Annotated in this window: 2 protein-coding genes; both read left to right on the top strand. The window is 41.0% G+C overall.

The window, feature by feature from the left end; genetic code table 11:
• The first annotated feature begins 210 nt into the window (after positions 1-210).
• Complete coding sequence (gene fabD, locus QVE09_RS04785; protein WP_315935896.1) at positions 211-1,416, top strand: ACP S-malonyltransferase; 1,206 nt, start codon at positions 211-213, stop codon at positions 1,414-1,416.
• Between the two features lie 275 nt (positions 1,417-1,691).
• On the top strand, positions 1,692-13,571 hold the full coding sequence (locus tag QVE09_RS04780; RefSeq protein ID WP_315935895.1) for a non-ribosomal peptide synthetase: 11,880 nt from the start codon (positions 1,692-1,694) through the stop codon (positions 13,569-13,571).
• The last annotated feature ends 16 nt before the right edge of the window (positions 13,572-13,587 follow it).

The raw sequence follows: 13,587 nt of genomic DNA, 5'->3' as shown, positions 1-13,587 counted from the left end.
CACTAAATGTTCCGACACAGAGGCTGACAAGGAGCCCAAAAAGAATCACGAATTTTTTTCCGTTCAAAGATATAGATGACCCTCCTTTTGGCTTTATTATTGCATAACTCACAATGAAAGTTTATCATTAATTTTGCAAACAAGGAATTTATTGGTTGTAAAGTGGCTGATGTACATGAAATGTAAAGTTGAATACATGGAGGATGCCGGATGAGTAATGTAGCTCTGTTGTTTCCTGGACAAGGTTCTCAGATGATTGGCATGGGTAGAGACTTTTGGAATAACTTCGATGTAGCCAAAAAGTTATTTGAAGAAGCCAGTGATGCTATTTCTTTCGATTTAAGAAAACTGTGTTTTGAAGGCAGTATGAATGAGTTGACAATGACGATGAACGCTCAGCCTGCACTTTTAACCGTTAGTGTGATTGCTTTTCAGGTTTATATGCAAGAAATCGGGTTGGAACCTGCATATTTGGCTGGACATAGTCTGGGAGAATATTCGGCTCTGGTATGCGCGGGTATTCTTTCTTTTCATGACGCTATTAAACTTGTAAGACAACGAGGTATCATTATGCATAATGCAGACCCATATCAGGAAGGTACCATGGCTGCCATTTCAGGCATTCATTTAGATACACTTCAAAAAATATGCGAACAAGTTTCCACGATCAATCGCCCTGCCTGTGTGGCATGTATTAACGCGGACCAGCAGTTCGTCATTTCAGGACATCGTCAAACCATACAAGAAATTATAAAAAGGACAGAATCCATGGGAATAAAACACTCGTATATTAATGTAAGTGGTCCCTATCATTCGCCCTTGATGCAACATGCAGCAGAACAATTTAAAATAGAACTCGGTCAATATCCATATGCTCTTGCAAAGTACCCGGTTATATCCAATGTTACAGCAGCACCCTATGAGTCTGATCGATCTGTCACGGATTACTTAAACATGCAGATGACGATGCCTGTAAGATGGCTAGAGTCGATGCACTATTTGATTGACCGGAAAGTTACTGAAGTTATAGAGTTGGGTTCAAAACATGTGTTAGTTAGTCTTATGAATAAAATAACGAAACGTATTGTACCTTATTCCCTAAGTCAGCCTTCCGATTTACTAATGCTAACGAATACACATGAAAGAAAAAATAAGTTGTTAACGATTCGCAAAAATTGTTTGTCCGAGGTGATGGTAACCGCGTTTATTTCAAGAAATTATAATCCAGATTCAATATCATATACCCAAACGGTAGTGCCCTTATTTCATCAATTACAACGGGTACAGGAACAAATGCACAAGAATGGATACGAACTCAGCGAAGAAGAGATAAATGATGCTCTGCAGGTATGTCATTCCATTTTCACAGCAAAACAAATTCCATTCGATGGAACCTCGTTGATTGATGCAATCTAGTAATCCTGTATATTCTCTCGCAGGATCCGTAATACAACGCCAGACTGCCTTATTATAAGGTGGTCTTTTTTGTCGTTTGATACGTCTAGACTTGTTGAAATTCCAGAGATTAGGTAATAAATACGTCAATAACTCACGATTTCATATCTATTTTTTACCAAAAAGTAACAATAATTTGATTGATTTTACATATATTTCTATGGTAAAATTTTGCTTGAAAATATGTGTAAATAATTAGATAAGCATACTAGAGATGATCCATTTGGAGGAGAGATATGTATATTAATCAGTTTCAAACATTAGTGGATGTTATCCACGACAGAAGTAAAATAATGGACCGTGGTATTCGTTTTATCGACGCGGACAAACGTGAAACTTTTATATCATACCATCAATTATTCAATGAAGCACAAGGATACTTGGGTCATTTACAGAACATCGGCATGAAACCAAAGCAAGAGATTATTTTTCAAATCCAAGAAAACAAACGGTTTTTAGTCGCATTTTGGGCTTGTATACTCGGTGGAATGATCCCTGTCCCTGTAAGTATTGGTGAAGATGAAGAACAAAACTTGAAAGTATGTCGTATTTGGAATTTGTTAAATAACCCTTTCATGATTGCATCTGAAAAGGTACTGGATAAAATGAAAAAATTTGCTTTGGAACATGAATTGCTGGATTTTCATCGTCAACTTGAGATGAGAACGGAAATGATAGAAGACAAGATATATGATTATAAATCTGTAAAATATGATGAGCCTAAACCAGATGACTTGGCCTTTATTCAATTTTCTTCCGGATCAACGGGTGACCCCAAAGGTGTTATGCTCACACATCGTAACCTCATCTATAACACTTGCGCTGCTATTAATGGCACACAAATTAGTTCAAACGATAGTTTCCTCTCCTGGATGCCACTTACCCATGATATGGGTCTTATTGGATTTCACCTCGTACCGCTCGTGGCAGGTATACATCAATACTTGATCCCAACGGAAGTATTTATTCGGAAACCGATTCTATGGATGAAAAAGGTGAATGAACACAAAGCAACTATACTGTCCTCCCCTAACTTTGGATATAAGTATTTCTTGAATTTCTTTCGCCAAGACAAAGCGGAGGGATGGGATCTGTCATGTGTCAGAGTCATCTATAATGGTGCCGAACCTATATTACCCGAAGTGTGTCATGAGTTTCTAGATGTATTGTCAGCATATCACTTAAAGAAAACAGCGATGTTTACGGTATATGGATTAGCCGAGGCCTCTGTTGCTGTCTCCTTTCCCAAGGTAGAAGAAGAATTTACGGCGGTATACGTTCACCGGGATCATCTGAACTTAGGAGAACGTGTCATTGAAGTGGAGAAGCATGCTGAGCATGTGGCATCGTTTGTTGCCGTTGGCGAGGCTGTTGATTATTGCCATTTTAGAATTTGCGATGAGGAAATGAAACCTGTTCCCGAATTGGTTATTGGAAAGATTCAAATCAAGGGGGATAACGTCACCCATGGTTATTATAATAATTCACTAGCAACGGAGAAGTTATTAACGCACGACGGATGGTTGAACACGGGGGATCTGGGTTTCATCATGAACGGCACGCTGGTTGTAACAGGGCGGGAAAAAGACATTATCTTTATCAATGGTAAAAATGTATATCCCCATGACATTGAACGTGTCGCCACACAACTTGATGATATTGAACTTGGAAGAGTTGCTGCTTGTGGTGTGTACGATTCGAATAGTCAAAGTGAAGAAATTATGGTGTTTGTTGTTTACAAAAAAAAGATCGAACACTTTCTGCCTCTTGTTAAAGAAATCAAGAAACACCTATATAAACATGGGGGATGGAGTGTCAAAGAGGTACTGCCCATCAAAAAATTACCAAAAACAACAAGTGGGAAAATCCAGCGTTATCAGTTAGCCAAGCAGTATGAAGCAGGCAAATTCTCAACAGAGTCTGCTTTCATCCAAGACTGGATCAAGAATGACAATGACAAGGCGAAAGAAAGGACTGCTGTTTCGGTTCGAGTTATCGAACGTGAATTAATTTCTCTATTTTCTGAAGTGCTTGTTGGGCAAAAGGTTGAACTTGAGGATAGCTATTTTGATATGGGTGCAACTTCATTACAGCTGGCTCAAATCGCTGAACGTATAGAACAAAAATATGGAGAAGAGCTTGCCGTTACGGACCTCTTTACTTATCCCTCGATAACTGAATTGGCAGGATATCTGGCTAGAGGCTCCGGCGAAACGATACAAGTTAACGAGGCTCGGCAGGATCATACGCCATCCAAAGATATTGCTATTATCGGTATGTCTTTGAATCTCCCTGGTGCATCGAATGCAAGCGAGTTTTGGCGTGTTTTGGAAAATGGAATGCATAACATTCGGGACTACCCTGAAAGTAGGATAAAAGACGCAGCGGATTATATACAATCCATGCGAAGGGAAATGAGCGAAATTCAATGGATCAAGGGTGGTTACTTGGATCAAATTGATCAATTCGACTATTCTTTCTTTGGCATAACCCCAAAAACCGCTCAGTTTATGGACCCAAATCAAAGAATGTTCATGCAAACGGCATGGCATACGATTGAAGACGCTGGGTATGCAGGGGAAGGAATCAATGGAAAAAATGTGGGCGTGTACGTGGGATATTCCAAAGTTGGATATGATTACGAACGGCTCGTGACGGCGAGTTACCCCGCAGAACTTAAAAATTATATCATTGGAAATTTACCATCTGTACTGGCGAGTAGAATTGCATATTTCTTGAATTTAAAAGGCCCAGCCTTAACGTTGGATACCGCTTGTTCATCCTCACTTGTTGCTGTTCATATGGCATGTAAAGGATTGCTCGCTGGAGATTGTGAAATGGCAATTGCAGGCGGCATTCGAACAGCATTATTACCGATAAGTATCGGGCTGGATATGGAATCTCCAGATGCATTGACGAGAACGTTCAGCGAAGATGCCAATGGCACGGGATTTGGCGAAGGTGTTGGAGCGGTCATGTTGAAGCCGTTGCAGCAAGCGATTAAGGCAGGGGATCATATCTATGGTGTGATTAAGGGAAGTGCAATTAATCAGGATGGCAAGACGGTAGGAATCACGGCACCTAACCCGGAGTCACAGACCAATGTGATCGAACAGGCATGGAAAGAAGCTGGTATTTCTCCGGATACACTTACCTTTATTGAAGCACATGGAACAGGGACAAAATTAGGTGATCCGGTTGAGTTCAATGCTTTGCGTAAAGCTTTTGAGAAATATACGGATCGGAAACAATTTTGTGCGATTGGATCTGCAAAAGCAAACATTGGACATGGCTTTGAAGCGGCGGGGATCGCTGGATTAATTAAATCCATTCTTATGTTTCAACATAGAAAGATTCCACCATTGGTTCACTTTGACAAGCCTAATCCCCTGCTTAAGTTTGAAGCTTCACCTTTTTATATAAATCAGGAGTTAATGGCTTTTGGTGAAGAAGAGGCTCCATTACGATGCGGGGTTAGTTCTTTTGGTTTCAGTGGTACGAACGCGCATGTGGTTCTCGAAGAATATGTTGCTTCCCAAACCGTAGATAGAAGAATGTCCCCAGAGCCTAATCTATTGGTTCTATCTGCTGCAACGGAACGGGCGCTGGATGGGCTGGTCAAAATGTACCATCAATATATAACCGATCACATGGATATTTCCATTCAACAACTCTGTTATACAGCCAATACGGGAAGGGCTACTCTGGATTATCGGCTTGCCATCGTAATCACGAGTACACAGGATGTACATGAAAAATTGCAACATATTGAACGCGGAGAGGGCAAGCTGCCCAATGTTTATTTTGGTTATGCCAAAAAAGACAAGACGCTTGTTACGGATCATCTGTATGCTCGGGGAAATGTACAATCTTTAAATGAACTCGCTCAGTTGTTTACACAGGGGGCAGTGATAGATTGGGAAAGGTTCTATAACCATGAAGCCATTACGAAAATTCCATTGCCGTTATACCCATTTGAACAGAAACGGTGTTGGATTGAAGTTAAACAGCAGATACCAGCGGAGCATAGGTCTGGGAGGAGTGAGGTTCAAATGGAGATGGATACAAACAATATTGAATTAAAGATTAAGACAAGCATCAGTCGTGCATCTGGATTGAAGTTGGAAGAGTTGGATCATCAAGCTCATTTTCTCCAGATGGGATTGGATTCCATCATTCTTGTGCAAATTCAGAATGAGATATCAGAGCTGTTCCGTTTGGATATCCCGATGGAAATGTTTTTTGAAAACCTTACAAATATTAATTCCTTAGTTAAGTATGTGTCAGAGAATATAAAACAACATGATGTATCTGAGAACATAAAGAATGAAACCGATCAGGAGCGTACTGAACAACGAAAATTAGCAATTGTGAACAATACAAACACGGAAAAATCATCAGGGAATGTTTCGGAACAAATTGTGATGTCCGCCATTCAGCTCATGGAATCCCAATTAAAAAGTTTGAATGTGCTGTTAGGTGATCAAATGAATACCGTTCAATCCCCACTTTTGGATATGAAACATAATGAAACTCAAAACATTCGTGAAGCACCGAAATCGGACTCAAAGGAAGCCAAACCTTTTATACCATATCAATCGTTGAAGATTCATGAGGAGAGTGGATTCTCACCGCTTCAGAACCAGTATATTGAACAATTTATATCAAAGTATACCGCAAGAACCAAAGGTTCCAAATTAAAAACAGGCCAAACTCGTTTGGTTCATGCGAATAATCGCAATGTGTCCGGATTTCGTTCGTATTGGAAGGAAATGGTGTATCCTATCATTTCAACTCGTGCAGAGGGATCTAAGATATGGGATATGGATGGGAACGAGTATTTGGATCTGACGATGGGATTTGGTGTGAATCTATTTGGCCATAATCCAGCTTTTATTCAAAATGTAATGGCAGATAGCCTTCAGGAACAGATGCCCCCATTGGGTCCTATGTCAGACTTGGCAGGAGATGTCGCAGCAAAAATTTCCGAGTTGACAGGTGTAGAACGTGTCGCATTTTATAATTCAGGAACAGAAGCTGTCATGGTTGCGCTTCGTTTAGCGAGGGCGGCAACGAGGCGTTCCAAAGTTGTATTATTCTCAGGATCTTACCACGGTACACATGACGGCGTGTTGGGTGTAGCGAATCCTGGGGATGTTTTATCGTCTGCGCTGCCTATGGCTCCTGGTATTGTCAAAAGCGCTACAGATGATTTGATTATTCTTAATTATAACCATCCGCAATCACTCGATATGATTCGAAGTATTGGTGATGAATTGGCTGCTGTACTTGTAGAGCCGGTGCAAAGTCGAAGACCTGATGTGCAGCCAACACAATTTTTACGGGAACTTAGGGAGATAACAAAAAGCTATGGCGTTGCACTTATTTTCGATGAGGTCATCACTGGATTTAGAATTGGTTTGGGTGGAGCGCAGGATTGGTTTGGGGTTCAAGCAGATTTGGTAACGTATGGGAAAGTGGTCGGTGGTGGGCTGCCTATTGGCATTGTCGCGGGTAAAGCTGAATTTATGAATCCGGTAGATGGAGGAACTTGGAACTTTGGGGATGATTCTTACCCTTCTGATGCAGATAAGAAAACGTTTGTTGGTGGAACCTTTTGCACACACCCTCTTACGATGAGAGTCATGTTAACGGTACTACAGTATCTTCAAACCGAAGCAGAAACTTTATATAAGGAATTAAATGAAAAAACAGATTATCTTGTTAAAGAATTAAATACGTTTTTCAAAACATCGAATGTACCTATGCAAATGGTTAACTATGGATCTTTATTTAGATTTATTTCATTTGGGGATATGGAATTATTCTTCTACCATTTAATTCATAAAGGTTTATATATTTGGGAAGGTCGTAACTGTTTTATATCGACTGTGCATTCCATGGATGACATGCATAACATCATTAAGATCGTGAAAGAGACGATCGATGAACTCCGCGAACTGGGATTTATTCCTGGTGATTCGCCTGTTTCGAAATATTCACTGTCTTTAGAGCAGAAACAATTGTTATTAACTTCATTGCATGGGGAAGATGCAAATGCTGCGTTAAATCAGAGTGTTATTTTAAAAATGACAGGCGAACTAAAGCCTTCCACACTGGATAAGGCTGTGAATCAGATCATACAGCGTCATGAAGCCCTGAGAACAGTCATTCATGCCGATCGTGAAACACAACAAATTCAGCCTGTAATGGAATTGCAATGCACATGGTTGGATTTCTCAGCATATGCCGTTGAGGATCAAGAACGGGAAATTTCAAATTGGTTATCTACCGATGCAAGTAAAGCATTTGATCTACAGTCTGGGGAACCGCTATTTCGAATCACTTTGCTTAAACAGGCAGAGAATCAATATCTTATGGTGCTGACATTTCATCATATGGTTGTTGATGGCTGGTCAATTGCTGTATTCATTCAAGAGTTGGAACATACCTATTCTGCTCTTGTTCGAGGGGTTCCGGTTCAATTACCTGAAGCCACTCCATTCCGAGCGTATTTAAGCTGGCAACGACTTGAACATGAAAAAGGGTCATTTACCGAAGGGCTCCAGTTCTGGAAAGAGCAATTTTCCTTATCCTATCCCAACGTTACACTTCCAACGGTTCAGTCCGATGATGTGCCCAAGGGATATGCCGGTGAAAGATCTTCCATGAAGCTGGATCATCGATTAACAGAATCATTGCGAACGTTAAGTATAAATAATAAAAGCAGTTTGTTTGTAACCATGTTTGCGGCGTTTCATTTATATTTGCATCAACTCACAGGGCAGTCTCACCTTGTCATTGGTGTGCCTACTGCAGGTCAGACTCATATGCGAAAAAATGCACTGATTGGCAACTGTGTTAACATTTTACCTGTTCATCATGCCGTGTCGACGGAGCAATCCGTTGTAGACCATATTATTCAGCTCAAGAAAACGCTGGCTCTTGTCATGAAGCATCAGCAAGTTCCATTGACTCTTGTATCCGAACAGCTTGCTCATATGACTGCACCGGATACCCGGATTTTATTCAATATGGACAGAACGATTCATCATCTTCAATTTGAAAATATCGAGACTGAATTCATGTCGTATCCGATCAAACATATTTCTTACGATTTATTTCTTAATATTACGGATGTCAGCCATGAATTGTACCTGGATTTTGATTACAATACGGATCTTATTGGGCCTGAGATGATGAAACTGTGGTCCGAAGGATTTAAGGGTTTGTTGCTAAATATGGTGAGTCATCCAGAGGCTGAAATTTCGTCTTTGACGTTGTTTTCATCCGAGCAACAGGAACAGTTACAGGAAATGTACAAGCAGTTTGTTATGGAGCGTCTTCCTCACGTTAATCATGCAGCCATGTTCGAGCCTCCAGTCAATGACGTAGAGAAAAAGCTGGCTTTGATCTGGGAGGACGTATTATCCCTCGATCAAGTGGGGAGACATGATCACTTCTTTGATCTCGGAGGAAATTCGCTCAAGGCAACAGTAATGCTTTCAAAGGTACATGAGCAGTTTCAACATAAAATTTCAATCGTTCAATTTTTCAATAATCAACGTCTGAGGGAGCTTGCCAGCCTGATTACAGGCGAGAACGAGGAAACATTCATTCCGATCAAGGCATTGGATGTGAAGGAATTCTATGAGACGTCAGCTGCACAACAGCGAATCTACTTTCTGGATCAATTTGAGCCGAATAGTGTGTTTCAGAACATGTGTGGCCATATTACGATCACAGGAAAAATCGATGAAGCTAAATTGATTTCGTCATTGGAACAAATCGTGCACCGTCACGAAGCTTTTCGCACCAGTTTCCATCTGATGGATGGAGAGCTTTACCAGCGTATTGCTCCAACGATTGATTTTGAAGTGAAACGTTCTCAGAAAAGCTCTGATTCATTCGAAGACCATGTTAAGGTGTTTGCAAAACCATTTGATTGTTCCAAAGCGCCATTAATACGCGCCGAATTCATTCGTGTAAACGATGATCATGCAGAGATTCTCATCGAGATGCATCATATTATATCGGACGGATATTCCGTTGGCATTCTTGCGAATGAACTGATTGATGTGTATGACGGAAGAAGCATGCCGGAAATTGAGATTGAATACAAAGATTTTGCAGCTTGGCAGAAAAAATTTCTGGCGGGGGAGTCTTATAAGCAGCAAGAAAAATATTGGCTGAATCAGTTCAAAGGAGAACTCCCGAACCTTAATCTGCCTACTGATTTTGTTCGGATACCTCATTTGACTTCGGCAGGTTCAAGATTGTCATTTGTGTTGGACGCACACTTGAAGCAGTCGCTGGAGAAGCTTGCGAAACAAACGGGAACTACGATGTTTATGTTGTTATTCGCAGCGTATAATGTGCTGCTTCATCAATATACGGATCAAGAAGATATGATTGTAGGCACGCCAACATCAGGAAGAAACCATCCGGATGTCGAGAATATGATAGGTGTCTTTATCCAGACGGTAGCGATTCGATCACAGCCAGCCGGGAATAAGTCGTTTCGATTCTATCTGGAGGAAATTAAAAAACAATCCCTGGACGCGTTAGATAACCAGGACTATCTCTTTGACAACCTTGTAGAGAAATTAAACACACATCGGGATACAACCGGGACAGCACTTTTCAATACCATGTATATCTTTTTGAATACAGCACTGAACCAAAGGCAAGAAAAGGATTGCAGCTTTAAAGTTAGAGAATTAAATGTCGGTGTATCGTTGTATGATCTGATGTTCATTGTTGAGGATGATAACGAGTGCCTGGAAATGCACTTTAATTACAAGACGGAGCTATTTGAACGGGATACCATCGACAGGATGAAAACACATCTGTTCAACATCCTCAGAGACATTGTGATCGAACCTGATATTGCCTTGTCAGATATTCAAATGCTGTCTGAACATGAGCAGAACGTTCTTTTATATGACTTTAATGACACCAACATAGAATATTCCAGGGATCAGACCATCCAGGAATTATTCGAAGCACAGGTGGAGCAGAGACCAGATCAAGTAGCCGTTGGTTTTGGAGATCAGCTATTGACGTATCGTCAATTGAATGAACGGGCAAATCAGTTAGCACATACGCTCAGAGTCCGGGGTGTGCACCCGGATCAATTCGTAGGCATCATGACAGATCGCTCCATTGATATGATCGTTGGCATCTTTGGCATTCTCAAAGCAGGTGGGGCGTATGTACCGATTGATCCGGATTCTCCTGAAGAGCGTATCCGGTACATCTTGCAGGATTCGGGGGCAACGTTGTTAGTCACACAAAAGCATCTCAAGCACTTCGTAACCTTCAATGGCCAAATTATTGATTTGAACGATGAAAAAAACTATGCAGCTAATCTGTCCAATCTCGAACCAGCAGGAGATTCCAGGCAATTGGCTTATGTGATCTATACTTCGGGTACAACGGGTATGCCAAAAGGTGTAATGATCGAACATCGTCAGGTTCATCACTTGGTTAAAGCGTTGTACAGTCAAGTTATAGATGATCAGCATAGCGGTTTGCATGTCGCTTTACTTGCGCCTTACTATTTCGATGCATCTGTGAAGCAGATTTTTGGCGCACTGCTGTCAGGACATGCCTTGTTTATTGTAGACAAGGACACGGTACTGGATGGACAAGATTTAATGAATTATTATCAGCACCACCAAATTGATTTGACAGACGGTACGCCTGCGCACCTGAAATTGCTTTCGAAGGCAAAAAACGTTCAAGGCATATCGCTAAAATATATGCTCATTGGCGGTGAAGCTCTTTCTCAGCAAAGTGTAAATGAAATCACATCATTATTTGCTCTCAATCATATAACGCCTCCAACCATAATTAATGTGTATGGTCCAACAGAATGTTGTGTGGATGTTGCGACATACCGTGTACTTCCAGAACACCTGGATACAGCGAATCAACGAGCTAATCTACCGATTGGTCGAACATTAGGAAGTAATCGCCTGTATGTACTGAACAAACATGGCAAAGTTCAGCCTTTAGGCGTCGTAGGGGAATTATGTATCTCTGGCGATGGGGTTGGTAGAGGATACTTGAATTTACCTGAGCTGACAGCGGAGAAATTTGTGCGTGATCCGTTTGTCCAGGGGGCGAAAATGTACAAAACGGGAGATTTGGTGAAATGGCTTCCGGATGGCAATATCGAGTATTTGGGAAGAATGGATCACCAAATTAAAATTCGTGGATATCGGATCGAAGTAGGGGAAGTTGAAGCAGCGCTGTTAAATATAGCGTGTGTAAAAGAAGTCATCGTCATTGCACATGAGGATAATCACGGGAACAAATCGTTATGTGCATACTTTACAGCGGATTCCACGCTGACGGTTGGAGAGTTAAAACAAAATCTCTCTAAGGTGTTGCCAAATTACATGGTTCCAGCCTATTTCATACAAATGGATCACATGCCTCTAACATCGAACGGGAAAATCGATCGCAAATCGCTTCCGAGTCCAGAAGAAAACATGCAAACGGGAAGTGAATATATCGAACCTCGAACTGGGTTGGAAAAACAGTTGCTGCCTATTTGGCAGGATGTGCTTGCCGTGAGAAAAATCAGTGTAATAGACAGTTTTTTTGATGTAGGAGGCAACTCTTTACGTGCAACCAAGCTGGCGTCCAAAATCAATCAAAAGCTGAATATCCGTATTTCGGTAAGAAATGTCTTTGAGTGGCAGACGATTGAACAGATGGCTCAATCCATTGAACAAATGGAACAGGATGTATTAGTGTCCATTCCTCAAGTAGAGGAACAAGAATATTATCCTATTTCTTCGGCGCAAATGAGAATGTACATTATGAGCATCAAAGCTGGCAAGGAACTCATGTACAACATGTCAGGTATGTTTATGCTGGAAGGATCGCTTGATCGGATCAGATTGGAAGAAGCATTCCAACAATTGATTCAGCGTCATGAATCGCTTCGGACCGCATTCAAAGTCATACACGGAGAACCCAAACAAATCGTATATTCTGAAGTGAATTTTGGGATTGAATCAATCAAGTCAACGGAAGAAGAGATCGAAGACCAGATTGAACAATTTGTTCGATCATTTGATCTCGGACAAGCACCTCTTATGAGAGTGAGGCTGATTGAACTTCAGCAGGAGCGTCATGTATTGCTGGTTGATCTTCACCATATCATTGCAGACGGACTATCCGTGCATCTTCTGATGACTGAACTTAGCCAGTTCTATAAGGGAGAGGAGCTATCTCCTCTTCGAATTCAGTATAAGGACTATGCTGAATGGCAGCAAATGCAACTTCATAGTGAGTGGATGAAAAAGCAGGAGAAGTATTGGCTTACTGTGTTTGGTGAAAGTATCCCGCTATTGGATCTGCCAACAGACTACGAAAGACCTGAAACGCTAAGCTATACGGGTGATGTATTGGACATTGTTTTGCAGGAAGACCTCCTTCCAGACTTAAGAAAAATAGAAGCACTGACAGGAACAACGTTATACATGATTCTATTAGCCGCCTATACCATTCTGTTGTCTAAATACAGCGGACAAGAAGATATCATCGTGGGCACGCCGATTGCAGGAAGGACACATGCTGAGCTGGAGCCGGTTATGGGCATGTTTGTGAATACACTGGCTATTCGAAATTATCCTGCGGCGGATAAAACATTCACAGAGTATCTGCTGGAAGTGAAAGAAAATATGTTGAACGCTTATGAAAATCAAGATTATCCGTTTGAGGAATTGATTGAGAAAGTAAATATTACCAAAGATGCTCGGCGGAATCCGTTGTTTGACACCATGTTTGTATTGCAGAATACAGATGCTTCAGAGGTTCAGATGGATGGAGTAACCTGTAAGCCTTATGCCCCAAATACGAGAGTATCCAAATTCGATTTAACGTTGTATGTTACCGAATTGCAACACAAGTTAGAAATGGCCTTTGAATACAGTACGATTTTATTTGAGAAAACAACGATTGAAGCGATGTCACATAATCTATTGGTCATATTAACAACCATTGCCAACGACCCTCATATTGAAATCAACCAGATTCAATTTGTTGAAGAATTAATAGATGGGGATACGCTGGCTGATCTAATTGAAGTAGATTTCTAGAATAACCTAAAATATA

The sequence above is a fragment of the Paenibacillus sp. ClWae2A genome (genome assembly GCF_032452295.1).
Lineage (GTDB): Bacteria > Bacillota > Bacilli > Paenibacillales > Paenibacillaceae > Paenibacillus.
Note: the sequence above shows the minus strand (reverse complement) of the source record. Positions and strands in the feature narration are given on the sequence as shown.